Consider the following 18,601-nt stretch of genomic DNA (forward strand, 5'->3'; position numbering starts at 1 on the left):
CTGTTTGCATCGTCACAAACAATATAAAAACCCATATGCAAATAAATATCAAAAACACAAAATAAACATTATTAAATATAAAACCCTCAAACCAACAATTGAAAAACTTCTCAATTACTTCTTGATTCTGTAATTAAAATTCATTAATTAATGACCAAAATCATTAGTTTGCAATGCTATCAATTATTTTTATTCGATATTCGAAGAGTGACTTGTCAGACACGAATAATAGTGTTGTTATGAAAACGCTAGACAGATTCGAAGCTAGGGAGAACTTCTAACAGGCAATATTTCAAGCGGAACGAATAACCTGTATATCTGTCGACGAGTAGAAGTTGCACATAAAGATAAAAGAAAGAAGGAACCGTTATGGCCAAGGCAGAATTGACATTCAAAGACATCAATAAAACCGTGTCCGTCACGACTGGAACACGTGTCATCGAAGTTTCCGAAAAAGAAAATTCTGGAATCGTCTACGGTTGCCGAGAAGGTGACTGTGCCACCTGCATCATGGATGTCTTGGATGGCTGGGAAAACCTCAGCCAGCCATCGGTCGTCGAAGACCGTATCCTGCGCGAGAACGCAGCAGGACGTCATCAACGACTGGCTTGCCAGGCCCAGATACTGGGTGGAAGAGTTGTGGTAAAACCTGCTTGAAGCCGATATTCGCGACAAACAAGCAATAAGTAACAAAGTATAGAAGAAAGGATTTGATAAGATGGCGAACATTACCTTCAGCAACCCTAAATACCGTGACAAGACTGTCTATGCCGTTGCTGGTAGTCATACGGAAACAATTCTATCCATTGCCCGCGCCAATAAAATCCCGATCAACTTCAGTTGTGAAAATGGTGAATGCGGTACTTGTCTAGTCAAGGTCAAAAGCCTGAGTCATAAACCGCGCATGGGTGGATTCCTTACCGAGAAAGAGAAAGTTGTGCTGAAAGAGCATGGCAAACTCAACAACGAGGAAGAACTGGATAATTCTGAAATTGGTGACATGCCACCGACATGGCGCCTGGCCTGCCAGATGATCGTTCGCGATGAAGATATCGTCGTAGAATACGAGTGACCCTCTATCGGGCGCCCGCTTGAAGCGGGTGCCCAATTCGGCCATAAATCTGACCGCTGGCTTTATATTCGGCTCTTGTTCCGAATGGATGACCGGATGACATCGCCAACAACAAACTCGATTACATTCCGCCCCTTATTCCCAGATTGACTCCCAGTTCGGCCGCCACGGTAAAAGGCAGCACCAGAGTATCCAGCAATACACTGGCCGGAAGATCGATGGCGGCATGTTTTGGCGCTTGCGCGCCGAAACGTTCCTTGGCGCAGCAGCCATCGTGGAGTGCATACCAGTTCAGGCGTGTACCGGAATAGATAAGCGGCACGTTCGGCTGCTTGCTATTGAGCGTGCGAAAACTGGCACAGCCTGGCAGCAGAACCAGTGCAAGCAACGCTACCAGCGGCAACGGCCACCGGCCATGCTGTGCACGGCCGACGATCGGTTTTATTGCTGTGCTCCCGGTTGCGTTACTCATCCTCATTGCTGACCAAATGATGTTCACCCCAACGCGGCAGCATATCCTGCGGGATACCGAGCTGGTTGAGGATGCGCGCCACGACGAAATCCACCAGATCGTCAATACTCTGCGGCTGCTGATAGAAACCCGGCGACGCCGGTAGAATCACCGCCCCCAGATTGGACAGCTTGAGCATGTTTTCCAGATGAATACTGGAAAACGGTGCCTCGCGTGGTACCAAAATCAGTTGGCGGCGCTCCTTCAGCGCGACATCGGCGGCCCGCTCGATCAGATTGTTACAGGCACCGGTGGCGATTGCCGACAGTGTGCCGGTGGAACAAGGCACCACCACCATGGCGCTCGGTGCCCCGGAGCCGGAAGCCGGCGGCGCCAGCCAGTCCTCCTTGCCGAAGACGCGGATCTGCCCCGGCGTGGCACCTGTATACTCCGTGAGAAAGGCCTGCATGGCCTGTGGTTTGGCCGGCAGGCTGACATCCGTCTCGGTCGCCACCACCAGTTGGGCAGCCTTGGAAATCAGAAAATGCACCTCGCGCTCTTCCTGCACCAGGCAATCGAGCAGGCGCAGCCCGTACTGAACACCGGAGGCCCCCGTCATGGCCAGCGTAACGCGTCCCGGCCCACTCATTTCAGCGCTCCGGCCAACTTACCGTGCAACCCGCCGAAACCACCGTTGCTCATGATCACCACCTGAGTCCCCGGCACGGCATGCGTCTTGACTCCAGCGATGATCGCCTCCAGCGAAGCGCAGACTTCGGTAGGGATGATCGAACCAACGACGGTGCCGGCCAGATCCCAGCCTAGATTCGGCGGTGCGTACCAGAACACTCGATCAGCCTGTGCGACAGACTCAGGCAGACCATCGCGATGCGCGCCAAGCTTCATGGAATTGGAACGCGGCTCGATCACCGCGATGATCGGCGCATCGCCACTGTGTTTGCGCAAGCCATCCAGCGTCGTGGCGATGGCGGTCGGGTGGTGGGCGAAATCGTCGTAGATCGTCACACCATTTACCTGGGCGACTTTTTCCATCCGCCGCTTGACACTCTTGAACCCGGCCAGCGCAGCGATGCCCTGGGCCGGCGTTACCCCGACATGCCGTGCAGCTGCCAGAGTCGCCAGAGCATTGGCCACGTTATGCCGGCCGGTCAGTGCCCAGGTCACCGTACCCTGTATCTCGCCAGCCAGAATGACCTCGAAACATGAACCGTCTTCACTCAGCAACCTGGCTTGCCATTCGCCACCGTCACCGGTCGTCTGCACCGGCGTCCAGCAACCCATGCTCAATACCCGCACCAGCGCCGGCTCAGTGGTCGGATGGATGATCAATCCGTCACCGGGAACGGTACGCACCAGATGATGGAACTGCCGCTCGATGGCCGGCAGATCCGGGAAGATGTCCGCATGATCGAATTCCAGGTTATTGAGGATCGCCGTGCGCGGGCGGTAGTGAACGAACTTCGAACGCTTGTCGAAGAAGGCGCTGTCGTACTCGTCCGCCTCGACCACGAAAAACGGCGTTCCCCCCAGGCGCGCCGAAATACCGAAGTTCTGCGGCACGCCACCAATCAGAAAGCCTGGGCTCATGCCCGCATGCTCCAACACCCAGGCCAGCATGCTGGTGGTCGTGGTCTTGCCATGGGTACCGGCCACACCCAGTACCCAGCGGTCCTGCAACACGTGATCAGCCAGCCACTGCGGACCGGATACATACGGCAGGCCCTGGTTCAGCACATGCTCCACCGCCGGGTTGCCACGCGACAGGGCATTGCCGATCACCACCAGATCGGGCGCCGGCTCCAGATGCTCGGGCAGATAGCCCTGCAGCAGCTCGATGCCCTGGGCTTCGAGCTGGGTACTCATGGGGGGATAGACATTGGCGTCCGAGCCGGTGACGCGATGGCCCAGCTCCTTGGCCAGCACCGCCAGCGAGCCCATGAAGGTGCCGCAGATGCCGAGAATATGGATATGCATTGAATAACCTCGAAAACACTGGAAAACCCGCTGGAATTCGGGCTGCAGGTTAGCACAGCGCCACTGCCGGATTATGGCGCGCCCGGTTTACAGACCTTGCAAAGCGCGCATTTTCCTCAACGCAGGCCGCTTTCCATCCTCACCACTGAAAATCAAACAAGGCTCGCAGTCGTGCGACTTATCCGCCTACTGCAGCCCATTCATCGGACGCGGCGCAAAATTACTACCAAAGCACCATATTTCCTATGCCATGGAGGCATACCTGCCATCTGCCTCCCCTGCAAAGATCAGTCTTATCGCCCATCCCCATGATCGGCCCCGCCAATCAGGTGCCGAGAGAACAAAAGGACACTGTCATGATCTACGCACAACCCGGTACAACAGGCTCAGTCATCTCCCTCAGCAGCCGTTATGGCAACTACATCGGCGGCGAGTTCGTCGCACCGCTCAAGGGCCAGTACTTCGTCAACACGTCTCCGGTAAACGGCCAACCCATCGGTGAATTCCCCCGCTCCGGCACCGAGGATATCGAGAAAGCCCTGGACGCCGCCCATGCCGCTGCCGATGCCTGGGGTCGCACATCCGTACAGGAGCGTGCCCTGGTCCTGCTGAAGATTGCCGACCGCATCGAACAGAACCTGGAAAAACTGGCGGTAGCCGAAACCTGGGACAACGGTAAAGCCGTCCGCGAAACCCTGAACGCCGACGTACCGCTCTCTGCCGACCACTTCCGCTACTACGCCGGCTGCATCCGCGCTCAGGAAGGCAGCGTTGGTGAAATCAACGAAAACACCGTGGCCTATCACTTCCACGAACCGCTGGGCGTGGTCGGTCAGATCATCCCGTGGAACTTCCCTCTGCTGATGGCCGCCTGGAAACTGGCTCCGGCACTGGCTGCAGGTAACTGCATCGTCCTCAAGCCAGCCGAACAAACTCCGCTGTCCATCACCGTACTGCTGGAAGTGATCGGCGACCTGCTGCCATCAGGCGTACTGAACGTGGTACACGGTTTTGGCCGCGAAGCCGGTGAAGCCCTGGCTACCAGCAAGCGTATCGCCAAGATCGCCTTCACCGGCTCCACTCCGGTGGGCGCACACATTCTCAAATGCGCTGCGGAAAACATCATTCCCAGTACTGTGGAGCTGGGCGGCAAGTCACCCAATATTTATTTTGAAGACATCATGCAGGCCGAACCGGCTTTCATCGAAAAAGCGGCCGAAGGCTTGGTCCTGGCCTTCTTCAACCAGGGTGAAGTCTGTACCTGCCCGTCACGCGCACTGATCCAGGAATCCATCTATCAACCCTTCATGGTCGAGGTGATGAAAAAGATCAAGGCCATCAAGCGTGGCGATCCGCTGGACACTGACACCATGGTCGGTGCCCAGGCTTCCCAGCAGCAGTTCGACAAGATTCTCTCCTACATGGACATCGCCCGTCAGGAAGGTGCGGAAATCCTCACCGGCGGCGCGGCGGAGCAACTGCAAGGCGGCCTGGCCAATGGCTATTACATCCAGCCGACCCTGATCAAGGGCCACAACAAGATGCGCATCTTCCAAGAGGAAATCTTCGGCCCGGTGGTGGGCGTAACCACCTTCAAGGACGAAGCCGAAGCCTTGGCCATCGCCAACGACACTGAATTCGGCCTGGGAGCCGGTGTCTGGACGCGCGACATGAATCGCGCCTACCGCATGGGGCGTGGTATCAAGGCCGGTCGCGTCTGGACCAACTGCTATCACCTGTACCCTGCCCACGCGGCTTTCGGCGGCTACAAGAAGTCCGGTGTGGGTCGCGAAACCCACAAGATGATGCTTGACCACTACCAGCAAACCAAAAATCTGCTGGTCAGCTATGACATCAACCCACTGGGCTTCTTCTGAGCGGCATCACCTGAAAACCGCCCGGCAACATACGCCACCACAGCCGAAAACAGCCAACAACAATAGAGGGACCAAGCATGAGCAGCACTTTCTTCATTCCGGCAGTAAACATGATGGGCGTCGGCAGCCTGGACGAAGCGATGACCGCCATTCGCAACCAGGGCTTTCGCAGGGCATTGATCGTGACCGACGCCGGCCTGGCGAAAGCCGGAGTGGCGACCAAGGTCGCCCAACTGCTGAATCAGCAGGATATCGATTCCGTTCTGTACGACGGCGCCAAACCCAACCCCACCGTCGGCAACGTGGAAAAAGGCCTGGATCTGCTGCGTAGCAGTCAGTGCGACTTCGTAATCTCCCTGGGTGGCGGATCGCCGCACGACTGCGCCAAGGGTATCGCCCTGTGTGCCACCAACGGTGGCCACATCAGCGATTACGAAGGGGTCGATCGTTCAGCCAAGCCACAGCTGCCGCTGGTCTCCATCAACACCACCGCCGGCACGGCCAGCGAGATGACCCGCTTCTGCATCATTACCGATGAGGTACGCCACGTGAAAATGGCCATCGTCGACCGCAACGTCACCCCGCTGATGTCGGTTAACGATCCCTCGCTGATGGTCGCCATGCCCAAGGGCCTGACTGCCGCCACCGGCATGGACGCCCTGACCCACGCGGTCGAAGCCTATGTTTCCACCGCCGCCACACCGATCACTGACGCCTGCGCGCTGAAGGCCGTCACGCTGATCGCCGAGAACCTGCGCCAGGCAGTGGAAACCGGCAGCGACATGAGCGCCCGCGAGAACATGGCCTACGCCCAATTTCTCGCGGGCATGGCCTTCAATAACGCCTCGCTGGGTTATGTGCATGCCATGGCGCATCAATTGGGTGGTTTCTACGACCTGCCGCATGGGGTCTGTAACGCTGTCCTGTTGCCACATGTGGAAAGCTTCAACGCCAGCGTCTGTCCGGCTCGTCTGCGCGACGTCGCCCAAGCCATGGGGGTGGACATCAAGAACCTGAACGCCGAACAGGGTGCCCAGGCAGCCCTCGACGCCATTCGCAAGCTGTCCAAGGATATCGGCATCCCGGCCGGCCTGAAGGAACTGGGCGCCAAGCTGGATGACATCCCGATCCTGGCGGCCAACGCCATGAAGGATGCCTGCGGCCTCACTAACCCGCGCCAGGCCGAACAGCACGACATCGAAGAAATCTTCCGTAACGCGTTCTAAGAAAACCGGCCCGGCCGACCCAGGCCGGGCTGCCAAACTCTCGGAGCAGATGCCACGACCGGTCATGGCACCTGCTCTCCTGCTCTCCGCCTCCCGCCCGACCACACCTTTTGCAACCATAAAAATACCGTGGCATCCCATGTCCTGTGGCGAATTGGCAAAAAATTGCCTTCACTGATCAAACACGCCACCTATCAATGAGGGACGCACCATGCCTAAAACAATGAAAGCCGCTGTCGTTCGTGAATTCGGCAAACCGCTGCAAATCCAGGAAGTGGAAGTGCCCAGCCCCGGACCGGGTCAGATTTTGGTCAAGATCGCCGCCTCCGGCGTCTGCCACACCGACCTGCACGCTGCCGAAGGTGACTGGCCGGTCAAACCCAGTCCGCCTTTCATTCCCGGCCACGAGGGCGTAGGACACGTGGTCGGCGTGGGTGCTGGCGTCAAGCATGTCAAGGAAGGCGATCGGGTGGGCATCCCCTGGCTGTATTCCGCTTGCGGCCATTGCGAGCACTGTCTGGGCGGCTGGGAAACCCTCTGCGAATCCCAGCAGAACACCGGCTACTCAGTGAACGGCGGCTTTGCCGAATATGCCCTGGCGGACGCCAATTTCGTCGGCCATTTGCCGGACAATATCGACTTCATCGAGATCGCCCCCATCTTGTGCGCCGGCGTGACCGTTTACAAAGGCCTGAAGATGACCGATACCCGCCCCGGACAGTGGGTGGCGATCTCCGGCATTGGCGGTCTTGGCCACATGGCGGTGCAGTACGCCAAGGCCATGGGCCTGAATGTTGCCGCCGTGGACGTGGACGACCAGAAACTGGAACTCGCCCGACACCTCGGTGCCGCACTCACCGTCAACGCCCTCGAGCAGGACCCGGCTGCCTACCTGAAGAAGGAAATCGGCGGCACCCATGGCGCACTAGTCACCGCCGTCTCGCCGAAAGCCTTTGCCCAAGCCCTGGGCATGACCCGCCGCGGCGGAACCATCGCCCTCAATGGCCTGCCGCCGGGCGAGTTCTCCCTGTCGATCTTCGACATGGTACTCAACGGCACCACCGTGCGCGGCTCCATCGTCGGTACCCGGCTGGACCTGCAGGAAGCGCTGAATTTCGCCGCCGAAGGCAAGGTCAAGGCGACGGTCCACAGCGAACCTCTGGAAAACATCAACGACATCTTCACCCGCATGCACAAAGGCCAGATCGAAGGCCGCATCGTGCTCGATCTCGCCGCCTGATGCCCATGCCTTTCAACGTCTTCGAAAAGCACCCGCTACCCATGGAAAACCGCGGCGCGAGTTTTCCATGGGTAGGGTGGACAACGGCGTAGCCTTGTCCACCGATTCGGCTCATGGCCGGTACGAGGCACGGGGAAGCAGAAAAGTCGCCCGGCCATCCCTGGTGGAAAATCGCTACGCGAGTTTTCCACTCTACGGGCCGATGAAAGATGTTGAGACGTTGAAAGGCATGCCTCTGATGCCCGCTCTGCCCACGCCCTGAGTGAGCGCGGGCAGCTTTGTTTACCAAAAATCCCGGCGATCGATCCGAAGCTAAAAGAATTACAGTTTGCCCTCAGCCCCAGGCAGCCACCGGATCACGCCGGTAACTGCCTTACTTAATAGAGCGGCGCTCAATGCCTGGAATGCAGGCTTTCGTTGAGTTCGTCGACCAGGATTGCCCAGTCGGCATCTTCCAGTATTTCCTCCTTCAGCAATGCGGCCTGGGCAGGCGTCCAGAAGGGCGCTTCGGACACCTTGACATCCTCGGGCAAGGCATGGGTGGCAATAAACTCCTCGATGCTCTCAGGGTCGGACTTCAAGCCCAGTTGATCGAACAGCATAGACAGGTTATGGATGGGCAATTCCATCTTGTTTTCCTCCTCTCTTGTCGTTGGATCTGGGAAGTCAAGCTCTTTAGGGAAGCCAAAACATGCTTTCTAGCTTGAGTGTAGTACAGAAATCGCCAGCGGATAGTCCGGTCGGTCACCTCGAATCGAAAGAAGCCCATGCGGCTCCGTTAGCGCGTGCTTGCCAGGCCACCCACAAGTCTTTCATCATGCCAATCATTCTCAATAGCAATCACCCAGCGCTGGAACGCCTATGCCGCCTCTGGACCCGGACGCTCTCTACCGCGAACACCACACCTGGCTCCAGCGCTGGCTGCGCAGCAGGCTGGACAACTCCGCCGATGCCGCCGACCTGGCCCAAGACACCTTCATCCGCATCCTGCTGCACCGCAACCGCTATGAAATACAAGCGCCGCGCGCCTTGCTGCGCAGCATCGCCAGCGGCTTGATGGTCGATCGCTGGCGCCGCGCCGAGCTGGAGCGTGCCTGGCAGGAAAGCCTCCTGCACCTGGCTCCGCATGAAACGCCCTCGCCGGAAACCCGGGAAATGGCACTGCAACTGCTCGAACGCATCGCCAGCCTGCTCGACGGCCTGCGCCCCAGGGTGCGCCAGGCGTTCCTGCTCGCCCAATGCGAAGGGCTGACTCACCCGCAGATCGCCGAGCGAATGGGTATTTCCCTGCGCTCGGTGGAGCGCTACGTGGGCGAGGCGCTGTTCCACTGCTACCAGTTGCGCTATGCCGACGACCTGGACGGATGACCACGCCTCCTTCCGAAAAACTCGATCCCCGCATCGTCAAGCAGGCCATCGCCTGGCATCTACGCCTACAGGCCGGGGACGACTCCGAGTTGCAGCGCCAATGCGAGCACTGGCGCGGCCGGCACGCCAGCCACGAGCGCGCCTGGCAGCGAGTCTGCGACATGCAGCGGGAACTGGGCAGCGAATTCGACGCCCTGCCCAAAGGTGCCGCCGACGCCCTGGAAACTTCCGCCCGGCGCCTGCAGCGGCGGCGCACGCTCAAGCTGTTGTGTCTGGGACTGCTCGGCACCGGTGCCACCTGGACCACCCGCGAGTCGCTCTGGCAACCCCTGCTCGCCCGGCACCGCACCGGCACCGGCGAACGCCGCCGCCTGCGATTGGAAGATGGCACCGAGCTGCACCTGAACACCGACACCGCCCTGGACCTGCACTTCGATGCCGAGCAACGGCTGATCCACCTCTATCACGGGGAAATCCTCGTCGTCAGTGGTGCCGACCCGGGCGCACCCAGCCGGCGGCCGCTGCGGGTACGCACCCGCCACCGCCGCTTCCAGGCCATCGGCACCCGCTTCATCGTGCGCTTGAACGAGGACGCCACCCTGCTCAGCGTGGAACAGGGCGCCGTCGCCATCGACGCCATCCCGCCACAGCGCGTCGAGACCGGCCAGCGCTACCGTGTCACCCAGGACGAAGCCACGCTCCTGGCGCCGCCGGCCATGGACCCCAGCGCCTGGAGCCAGGGCCTGATCGTCACCCGCGACATGCGCCTGGCCGACTTCATCGCCGAAATCTCCCGCTACCGTACCGGCTACCTGGGCTGCGCCGATTCGGTCGCCGACCTGCGCCTCTCCGGCGTCTACCGCCTGGAAGACACCGATCAGCTCCTGACCTTACTGGCCCGGACCCTGCCCGTGGACATTCACTACCGTACCCGCTGGTGGGTTCGGGTCGAGCCCAGAGGATAAGGCTTATTCTTGCTTGAGCGTTGGCTGCCGAAGGAAGGCACCACGATTGGCCCCATTGAAAGGTTTGCCACCAACGCAGACACCACTACCCCTGGCTGGACAAGTTAAGAATAATTCACAAATACGAATATTTTTTGGCGGTATTTGAGTTTTCGTTCGATCTGGAAAGGAGCAACACCCTTTCTGCCAATCGGAACGGACCCGACATGTACAGCAAACCCACCAGCCCCCCTCTCGCTCCCCTTGCCCGCGCCGTGCGCGGCGCGCTGTTCTGTGGCCTGATCGGCCTTTCCACACTGCCGACCGGTGGTTGGGCGCAACAGAGTACGCAGCACTACGACATCCCCGCCGGTGCCCTGGACGACACCCTCAACCGCTTCGCTCGCGCCGCCGGTATCACTCTTGCCGGCACTCCACAGCACTTGACCGGCCAACGCTCCCCGGGCCTGAAGGGCGACTACAGCATCGAGATGGCCCTGAACCTACTGCTCTCCGGCAGTGGCCTGGAGGCGATCGACCAAGGCAACGGCAACTATGTACTACAGGCAATGCCCGATAGCGGACCCATGGGTCTGGACGTCATGACTGTGGTGGATAATGCCCTTGGTACCATTACTGAGAACACCAAGTCCTATACCCTAGGCACTATTGCTTCCGCCACCCGGTTGGTATTGACGCCACGTGAAACTCCACAAACAGTCACTGTGGTGACACGTCAACATATGGATGACTTCAATCTCACCAATGTCGATGAAGTTTTGGAACATACGCCTGGTATCACCGTAGTAAAGCTGGATAATTTAAGATCTGAATATTATGCACGTGGCTATCAAATCAATAACTTTCAGTACGATGGTATTCCAATTATAGCTGATGGGGTCAATTATATGGGGCAGACCACAAGCGATATGATTCAGTATGATCGCTTAGAGCTCATCAAGGGTGCCAGCGGTTTAACAACGGGGGCAGGAACCCCTGGCGCAACACTCAATCTAGTGCGCAAGAAACCTACTAATGAACTGTCCGGGCATATTACTGCGGAAGCAGGCCGCTGGGATAATTACCGTACCGAGTGGGATATCGGTGGACCGTTAAATGAAAGTGGTAATATCCGTGGTCGTGTCGCCGCTTCCTTCCAAGATAAACAATCCTTTCAAGATGACGTTAAAGAACAAACCAGAGCACTTTACGGAATACTAGAAGTGGATCTGTCTCCACAAACAATGCTGACCTTTGGTGGTAACTACGACAAAAAAATTCCAGACGGCACTATGTATGGAGGCATTCCATTTTGGAATACCAATAATAATGAAATTCATGTCTCTCGCTCTTTCAACCCAGCAGCAAGTTGGAGTCATTCCGAGCAATTCAGTCACGCTTTATTTGCTCAGTTAGACCATGAATTCGATAATGGATGGAGTAGCCGACTTTATTATACATTTCAGAGAAATGCATATAATGCAAAGCTTGGAAGTATTTTAGATGCTCCGAGCGCTGACGATGATAGTGCTTCCCTTTTCAGTCTTGAATCTAGCTACAAAATAAGAAATTACGCTCTGGAAGGCTACGCCCGAGGTCCTTTTGAACTTTTTGGCCGCACACATGAGTTGGCAATAGGTGCCAGCGGCTATTATGGCCACCGTAAAAGCTCGGTGCATTACAGCAGAAACCAATCTGTTGATAACTTTTGGGAGTGGAGCGGCGATATAGAAAGGCCGGATTGGGGAGGAATTCGGCGTAGGCGAGAAGATCGAATCAACCAGCGTGCTTATTATGCTAGCGGCCGTTTTAGTCTGACTGATGATCTTGCCGTAATTCTAGGTGGCCGAGTGACTAATTATAAGAGAGGTGGTGATAGCAATATGCGCGAAACGGGAGAAGTGATTCCTTTTGCGGGTATTACTTATGATCTGAATGATAATCTTTCCATTTATGCCAGCTATACGAAGATATTCATGCCACAAAGTTCCCGAGACGAAAATTATGCCGTGCTCCAACCGGATGAGGGAGATAGCTATGAAGGTGGTTTCAAGGGAGAGTGGTTTAATGGACGGTTGAATGCCAGTCTGGCCTACTTTGAAATACGCCAGGATAATCGCGCCGAGTATGTGCAGTATAATTACGAGCAAGACTATGATGTATATAAAAGAGTAAAAGCCAAAACTAAAGGTGTCGAACTGGAAGTGACAGGTGAACTGATGCCAAGATGGAATATTCAGGCAGGTTTTACTCATCAAGTAGCTCGAGAGGATAGAACCAATAGGAAAATATCGACGCAGACACCGGAAAACCAATTCAAAATCTACACAAATTATCGACTTCCCGGAATCTTGAGTAAATTCACTATTGGCGGTGGTGCCAGTTATCAGGGTACTACGTGGAGAAATGTTAGTGATTATCTCGGCAATGCTCACCAATATAGGCAGGAAGCTTTCTGGCTGCTCAATCTCATGAGTAAGTACCAAGTTACTAAAAATATTTCCGCTACTCTCAATATAAATAACTTGCTTGATAAATATTACTATACTAATTATGGGTCGGATAATAGTTATATGTATGGAGAACCTCGTAATATGATGTTGACAACCCGTTGGGATTTTTAAGAAAACGCTGATTTTGATCGTTCCCCACACCCTTGCGTGGGAACGTGGCTTGCAACGCGCTCCGCATCAACCACTATCCAACAGCCCCTATCATCCCGTGTGCCACTTAGCGCATCTTGCGATTGTTTAAGCATGCGCTACGTTGCGTCCAATCGCAAAGCGCGATACAGGTTGAGCATATACATCATCACCCAGAAGCGCCTCTGGGAAGCGCAGGCGAAATGGCCTCATGCCGCCACGGGTCTTGAAGCCTGGTATCGACTGATCAAGACTAGGGAGCTATTCATGGCCTCCTGATAGGCCAGGCTCGCAATCAAGCTGTTTTTACGCCAATCTGCTGGTCGAGAGGTCGGGCGCACTCTCGCCCTTGCCAACCCTTTGAAGGAGCGGCCATGACCCACTATTCCCACTCCATTGGCGGCCAGACCTGGCGCTTCGACAACCTCAAGGAGGTACTGGCCAAGGCCAGCCCCGCGCGCTCCGGCGACGGCCTGGCCGGTATCGCCGCAGCCAGCGACGTCGAGCGGGTCGCCGCGCAGATGACCCTGGCGGAGATCCCGCTCAAGCAGTTTCTTGTCGAGGCGATCATCCCCTACGAAAGCGACGAGGTCACTCGACTGATCGTGGACAGCCATGACGCTGCCGCCTTCGCTCCGGTCAGCCATCTCAACGTTGGCGACTTCCGCGACTGGCTGCTTGGCGAGCAGGCCGATGAAGCGGCCTTGACCGCCCTCGCCCCCGGGCTCACGCCGGAAATGGTCGCCGCCGTCTCCAAACTCATGCGCGTGCAGGACCTGGTACTGGTGGCGCAAAAAGTGCGCGTCGTCACTCGCTTTCGCAACACGCTCGGCCTGCGCGAACGCATGGCCACGCGGCTGCAACCAAACCACCCCACCGACGACCCGGCCGGAATCGCCGCCAGCATCCTTGACGGCCTGCTCTACGGCAACGGCGACGCGGTAATCGGCGTCAACCCGGCCACCGACAGCACCAGCGGCATCTGCGAACTGCTGAAAATGCTCGACGCCATCATCCAGCGTTACCAAATCCCCACCCAGGCCTGCGTGCTCACCCACGTCACCACCAGCATCGCCGCCATCGAACGCGGCGCCCCGGTGGACCTGGTGTTCCAGTCCATCGCCGGCACCCAGGCAGCCAACGCCAGCTTCGGCATCGACCTGCAACTCCTTCAGGAAGGCTACGAGGCGGGCCTGAGCCAGCAGCGCGGCGAACTGGGCGACAACCTGATGTACTTCGAGACCGGCCAGGGCAGCGCGCTTTCGGCCAACGCCCACCACGGCGTCGACCAGCAGACCTGCGAGGCCCGCGCTTACGCGGTGGCACGCCGCTTCAAGCCGCTGCTGGTGAACACCGTGGTCGGTTTCATCGGCCCGGAATACCTCTACAACGGCAAGCAGATCATCCGCGCCGGGCTGGAAGACCACTTCTGCGCCAAGCTGCTCGGCGTGCCCATGGGCTGCGACATCTGCTACACCAACCACGCCGAAGCCGACCAGGACGACATGGACATGCTGCTGACCCTGCTCGGCGCGGCCGGCGTCAACTTCATCATGGGCATTCCCGGCTCCGATGACATCATGCTCAACTACCAGACCACCTCCTTCCACGACGCCCTCTACCTGCGCCAGTTGCTGGGCCTGCGGTCCGCGCCGGAGTTCGAGCAATGGTTGGCCAGGATGGATATCCTGAAACAGGACGGCCAGCGCCTGCATCTGGGCAGACAGATACCCGCCGCCTTTCGTCCGGTACTGGAGCGCCTGCCATGACCAGCCCAGAGGAAGCCGCCATGGCCGACAAGCCCGCCATTGACAATCCCTGGCAAACCTTGCGTCAGCTCACCCCGGCGCGCATTGCCCTGGGTCGTGCTGGCAGCAGCCTGACCACCCGTGCGCAACTGGATTTTCAGTTCGCCCACGCCCAGGCGCGCGACGCCGTGCACCTGGCACTGGCAATCGAGCCGCTGGCAAAACGCATCCAGGCACTGGGGCTGGAATGCCTGTCTCTGCACAGCGCAGCAGCGGATCGCCAGAGCTACCTGCAACGCCCTGACCTCGGTCGCCGCCTGGACGAAGCATCGGCAGAGCGCCTGCAGGCCTATGCTGCCAACCATCCGAACGGCTTCGATCTGGCCATCGTGATCGCCGATGGGCTTTCCGCACTGGCCGTCGAACGCCACGCCTTGCCCCTGCTGGAGCACATCCGCGAACAGATCCAGAGGGAAAACTGGACCCTGGCACCGATCACGCTGGTCGAACAGGGGCGAGTCGCCATCGCCGACGAAATCGCTGAAACATTGAAGGCAAGGATGGTGGTGATCCTGCTTGGCGAACGTCCCGGCCTCAGCTCGCCAGACAGCCTCGGCCTGTATTTCACCTACGCACCGAAAACCGGCCTCAACGATGCCAGCCGCAACTGTATTTCCAACATACGCCAGGAAGGACTCGGCTATCCCCTGGCAGCCCACCGCCTGCTTTATCTGTTGCGTGAAGCCTGCCGTCGTAAGCTTTCAGGCATCCAACTCAAAGATGAAGCCGATATGCCGGTACTCGACCAGGCCACGGTACAACAGCGCAACTTTCTGCTGGAATAGGAGGGTTCTCGATGTGGTCATTCCGAGAATGGCGCCGCCGCCGCATCCTTTCCCGCTTTCCGCTGGAACCGGCGCTCTGGCAAAGCGTGCTGGACAGCCTGCCGATCCTCGACGGCCTGAGTGATACGCAAACCAATCGCCTACGCGAGCGCAGCATATTGTTCCTGCATGCCAAGCGACTCACCCCGCTTGCCGGACTGGAACCGGACATCCCCGCCCGCCTGCGCCTGGCTGCCCAGGCCGAACTGCCCCTGCTCGAACTTCCCGAACTCGACTGGTACCGGGGCTTCCACGAACTGCTGCTCTACCCCGACGATTTCTACAGCCCGCAGAAACACCGCGACAATGCCGGCGTGATCCACGAATGGAATGACGCACGCAGCGGCGAAGCCTGGTTGCAGGGACCGGTGATCCTTGCCTGGCCGGGCATCGAAGCCAGCGGCGACTGGGAAGGCTACAACCTGGTCATCCACGAACTGGCGCACAAGCTGGATATGCTCGACGGCGACGCCAACGGCCTGCCGCCACTGCACCAGGATATGGGTATCGCCGACTGGGCTGAAGCCATGCAGCAGGCATTCGACTCACTCAACACTCAACTCGATGCCGATCCAGAGGCACAAACTCCGATCGATCCCTACGCCGCGGAAAACCCGGCCGAGTTCTTCGCCGTCACCAGCGAATACTTCTTCACCGCCCCGGACCTTCTGGAAACCGCCTTTCCCGCCGTTTACACGCAACTCTGTGCCTTCTACCGGCAAGACCCGCTCACCCGCCTGCGCCAGCTACAAACCGGCCATCCGGCCTATAGGGGAACCTCCCCAACGGAACCTGCCTGAACAAAAACGGTCAATCGGCCGCGCGGACAAATCGCCCAGCCGCTCCGGAATACCCCGGTTAGCCAAAGTGCGACAACCCGCCTATAATCTCGCCCCACGCAAAAAGCCTCCGGCCATGCGCTGGCCGACCACGGAGCTATCGTTCATGAGCTACAGCAAGATTCCGGCCGGCAAGGACCTGCCCAACGACATCTACGTCGCCATCGAAATCCCGGCCAACCACGCGCCGATCAAGTACGAAATCGACAAGGACAGCGATTGCCTGTTCGTCGACCGTTTCATGGCTACCCCGATGTTCTACCCGGCCAACTACGGCTACATCCCCAATACCCTGGCTGACGACGGCGACCCGCTCGACGTCCTGGTTGTAACCCCCTACCCGGTCAGCCCTGGCGCCGTCATCCGCGCCCGTCCGGTCGGCGTGCTGCACATGACCGACGAAGCCGGCGGCGACGCCAAACTGATCGCCGTTCCTCACGAAAAGCTTACCCAGCTCTACAACCACGTGCAGGAATACACCGACTTGCCAGCACTGCTACTCGAGCAGATCAAGCACTTCTTCGAGAACTACAAGGACCTCGAAAAGGGCAAGTGGGTCAAGGTGGAAGGCTGGGGCAATGCCGAGGCTGCCCGAGCCGAAATCAACAAGGCGGTAGCGGCTTACCAGAAGTAAACCAAAACCTCCCCGTGAAAGCCGGCCACAAGCCGGCTTTTTTCATTCTAGAGACCACGTAATACGCGGCATCCAGCGCAAGCGCGCCGGCCAGCCCATACTTTGACGCGAGTCTGAGCATAAATAAGGCTATTAATGCCACTACCTGAAAAGGCAATGGCATGCCTGGTAATGGAATCGACTTCCCTTAACTGAAAATGACCGGCTATTTGCATTCGATTGGACACGTATTGCAAAAGGGATGATCACTGCACAGGCCGCTCGACCGGCACAGTGTGACCAGAAGCGGCCGGTGGGAACTGGCAGAAACCGGCCAAAAGGGAACGTTCCTCGGTCGCCTCTAGGAGGCTAAAGCGGTAATTCCCTATCTTGAATCACGCGTTTCATGACGAGGGTGGACGTCAATCGCTGCACGTTGGGTAGCCCTGAAAGGCTCTCGTCGTAAAGCTTCTGAAACGCTGGCAGATCACGTGCCACCACGTGCAGCAAATAGTCTGGCTCACCAAACAGACGCTGCGCATCGACTATCTGTGGAATATCAATCAAAGCCGCCTCAAACGCCGCTACAGCGTTGCGATCCCCCTCGCGCATCGTGACGAAAACGATTGACGAGAAATTGAAACCCAGGGTCGCAGGATCAAGTTGGGCTCGATAACCCTGAATGGCTCCTGCCTCCTCCAAGGAACGAACTCGACGATGGCAGGGCGATAGACTGAGCCCGACTCGCTCGGCCAGTTCAGTAACCGAGAGCCGACCATTTTTTTGCAGCTCGGCAAGAATCTTTCTATCAATCCTGTCCAATCGGAATATTCTCCCCAATTTATTCTTTAAACAGATTACTTTGGAAGCATATCCCAGCATGCCATCTATATTCTTCCTTTCCTAATCAAACCCGATGGCTCGGTGTAAACCCTCGTGCCATCCCTAATTCGGAAAATGAGATGGGCTTCAAAACATTTGCTGCCTTCTGGGCGGTGTCATTCCTCTTTGTAATCACACCAGGCGCCGATTGGGCCTATGCCATCTCTGCGGGCCTGCGAGGTCGCGTTGTCGTGCCAGCCGTGGGCGGTTTATTGAGCGGGCATCTGCTTGCCACATTGATCGTTACAGCAGGTGTTGGCGGAATCGTAGCGGGGGCTCCGGCGGTCATGATGGGAATGACCATTGCAGGCGCTGCTTACCTGGTATGGCTTGGCGTCAATTTACTGCGCCACCCATCAGTGCCAAAGGCGGGCACCACTGAAGAGGCAGATTCCTGGCAGCAGTGGGTAATCAAGGGCGCCTGCATCAGTGGTCTCAATCCCAAGGTGTTTCTGCTGTTCCTGGCGCTACTTCCCCAGTTCACCGAGCCTGCTTCCGCGTGGCCCATTCCTCTTCAAATGGTCACATTGGGATTAGTGCATACCCTGAGCTGTGCAGTGGTCTATCTCTTGATCGGCTTCTGCTCCGAGTCCGTGCTTAAAGCACGCCCGCGTGCTGCGCTATTGGTCAGCAACTCCTCCGGGGCGGCCATGATCCTGGTCGGTCTGCTACTGCTCACAGAGCAGGCGCTTGGTTGAACAAAAAAGAAGCGAACATGAGCGAACTGAACCTGTCCCCTGAGAACGGACGCCAAGAAGCACGGGGTCAAGCGGCCTGCTTCATCTTCCTGGCATAGTCGTTGGGCGACAGGTAGCCAAGC

General features: G+C 57.8%; 19 protein-coding genes. 14 read left to right on the plus strand and 5 right to left on the minus strand.

What is annotated here, in order from left to right:
- The first annotated feature begins 369 nt into the window (after positions 1–369).
- Entirely contained in the window at positions 370–657 is a 288-nt protein-coding gene (locus tag FHR87_RS02415) for a 2Fe-2S iron-sulfur cluster-binding protein (protein ID WP_183165079.1), read from the plus strand.
- 61 nt (positions 658–718) lie between these two features.
- Complete coding sequence (locus FHR87_RS02420) at positions 719–1,072, plus strand: 2Fe-2S iron-sulfur cluster-binding protein (RefSeq protein WP_183165080.1); 354 nt, start codon at positions 719–721, stop codon at positions 1,070–1,072.
- A gap of 121 nt (positions 1,073–1,193) precedes the next feature.
- Here the strand turns inward: FHR87_RS02420 and FHR87_RS02425 are convergent, their stop codons facing one another.
- From FHR87_RS02425 to mpl, 3 genes are read right to left on the minus strand one after another with little or no spacing between them, the layout of a single operon-like run.
- Positions 1,194–1,508 (minus strand): YceK/YidQ family lipoprotein, encoded by a 315-nt coding sequence (locus tag FHR87_RS02425; RefSeq protein WP_420826715.1) that lies wholly within the window; start codon positions 1,506–1,508, stop codon positions 1,194–1,196.
- Between the two features lie 28 nt (positions 1,509–1,536).
- Positions 1,537–2,172, minus strand: a complete 636-nt coding sequence (gene ubiX / locus FHR87_RS02430) for a flavin prenyltransferase UbiX (protein ID WP_183165082.1) — start codon at positions 2,170–2,172, stop codon at positions 1,537–1,539.
- A complete protein-coding gene (mpl, locus tag FHR87_RS02435) occupies positions 2,169–3,518 on the minus strand; it encodes a UDP-N-acetylmuramate:L-alanyl-gamma-D-glutamyl-meso-diaminopimelate ligase (RefSeq protein ID WP_183165083.1) in 1,350 nt (449 codons plus the stop codon). The genes ubiX and mpl overlap by 4 nt, the downstream gene beginning before the upstream one ends.
- A gap of 356 nt (positions 3,519–3,874) precedes the next feature.
- On the opposite strand from mpl, the gene exaC reads away from it, so the two are divergent.
- From exaC to FHR87_RS02455, 4 genes are all read left to right on the plus strand, one after another.
- A complete protein-coding gene (exaC, locus tag FHR87_RS02440) occupies positions 3,875–5,395 on the plus strand; it encodes an acetaldehyde dehydrogenase ExaC (RefSeq protein ID WP_183165084.1) in 1,521 nt (506 codons plus the stop codon).
- Positions 5,396–5,472: 77 nt separating this feature from the next.
- Complete coding sequence (gene yiaY / locus FHR87_RS02445) at positions 5,473–6,621, plus strand: L-threonine dehydrogenase (protein ID WP_183165085.1); 1,149 nt, start codon at positions 5,473–5,475, stop codon at positions 6,619–6,621.
- Positions 6,622–6,832: 211 nt separating this feature from the next.
- Positions 6,833–7,861, plus strand: coding sequence for an alcohol dehydrogenase AdhP (gene adhP / locus FHR87_RS02450; RefSeq protein WP_183165086.1), 1,029 nt, complete (start codon positions 6,833–6,835; stop codon positions 7,859–7,861).
- A gap of 67 nt (positions 7,862–7,928) precedes the next feature.
- Positions 7,929–8,123, plus strand: coding sequence for a hypothetical protein (locus FHR87_RS02455; protein ID WP_183165087.1), 195 nt, complete (start codon positions 7,929–7,931; stop codon positions 8,121–8,123).
- 130 nt (positions 8,124–8,253) lie between these two features.
- Here FHR87_RS02455 and FHR87_RS02460 read toward each other — a convergent pair whose 3' ends face one another.
- Complete coding sequence (locus FHR87_RS02460; RefSeq protein WP_183165088.1) at positions 8,254–8,490, minus strand: DUF2789 domain-containing protein; 237 nt, start codon at positions 8,488–8,490, stop codon at positions 8,254–8,256.
- Between the two features lie 232 nt (positions 8,491–8,722).
- On the opposite strand from FHR87_RS02460, the gene FHR87_RS02465 reads away from it, so the two are divergent.
- From FHR87_RS02465 to ppa, 7 genes are all read left to right on the plus strand, one after another.
- On the plus strand, positions 8,723–9,229 hold the full coding sequence (locus tag FHR87_RS02465; RefSeq protein ID WP_183165089.1) for a sigma-70 family RNA polymerase sigma factor: 507 nt from the start codon (positions 8,723–8,725) through the stop codon (positions 9,227–9,229).
- On the plus strand, positions 9,226–10,194 hold the full coding sequence (locus FHR87_RS02470) for a FecR domain-containing protein (protein ID WP_183165148.1): 969 nt from the start codon (positions 9,226–9,228) through the stop codon (positions 10,192–10,194). The genes FHR87_RS02465 and FHR87_RS02470 overlap by 4 nt, the downstream gene beginning before the upstream one ends.
- Positions 10,195–10,400: 206 nt before the next feature.
- Complete coding sequence (locus FHR87_RS02475; protein ID WP_183165091.1) at positions 10,401–12,797, plus strand: TonB-dependent siderophore receptor; 2,397 nt, start codon at positions 10,401–10,403, stop codon at positions 12,795–12,797.
- Positions 12,798–13,189: 392 nt separating this feature from the next.
- Positions 13,190–14,584, plus strand: coding sequence for an ethanolamine ammonia-lyase subunit EutB (locus tag FHR87_RS02480; RefSeq protein ID WP_183165092.1), 1,395 nt, complete (start codon positions 13,190–13,192; stop codon positions 14,582–14,584).
- Positions 14,581–15,408 (plus strand): ethanolamine ammonia-lyase subunit EutC, encoded by an 828-nt coding sequence (gene eutC, locus FHR87_RS02485; protein ID WP_420826714.1) that lies wholly within the window; start codon positions 14,581–14,583, stop codon positions 15,406–15,408. Before FHR87_RS02480 ends, eutC begins: the two co-directional genes overlap by 4 nt.
- An 11-nt stretch (positions 15,409–15,419) precedes the next feature.
- Complete coding sequence (locus FHR87_RS02490) at positions 15,420–16,247, plus strand: M90 family metallopeptidase (RefSeq protein ID WP_183165094.1); 828 nt, start codon at positions 15,420–15,422, stop codon at positions 16,245–16,247.
- A gap of 145 nt (positions 16,248–16,392) precedes the next feature.
- A complete protein-coding gene (gene ppa, locus FHR87_RS02495) occupies positions 16,393–16,920 on the plus strand; it encodes an inorganic diphosphatase (protein ID WP_183165095.1) in 528 nt (175 codons plus the stop codon).
- A 348-nt stretch (positions 16,921–17,268) separates the two neighbouring features.
- Here ppa and FHR87_RS02500 read toward each other — a convergent pair whose 3' ends face one another.
- Positions 17,269–17,721: an Lrp/AsnC family transcriptional regulator gene (locus FHR87_RS02500; protein WP_183165151.1), complete on the minus strand. Its 453-nt coding sequence runs from the start codon at positions 17,719–17,721 to the stop codon at positions 17,269–17,271.
- Between the two features lie 140 nt (positions 17,722–17,861).
- Here FHR87_RS02500 and FHR87_RS02505 point away from each other — a divergent pair, with 140 nt between their 5' ends.
- Positions 17,862–18,479, plus strand: coding sequence for a LysE family translocator (locus tag FHR87_RS02505; protein WP_183165096.1), 618 nt, complete (start codon positions 17,862–17,864; stop codon positions 18,477–18,479).
- Positions 18,480–18,601 lie beyond the last annotated feature (122 nt).

This window comes from Azomonas macrocytogenes (genome assembly GCF_014191985.1).
In the GTDB taxonomy this organism is placed as follows: Bacteria; Pseudomonadota; Gammaproteobacteria; order Pseudomonadales; family Pseudomonadaceae; genus Azomonas; species Azomonas macrocytogenes.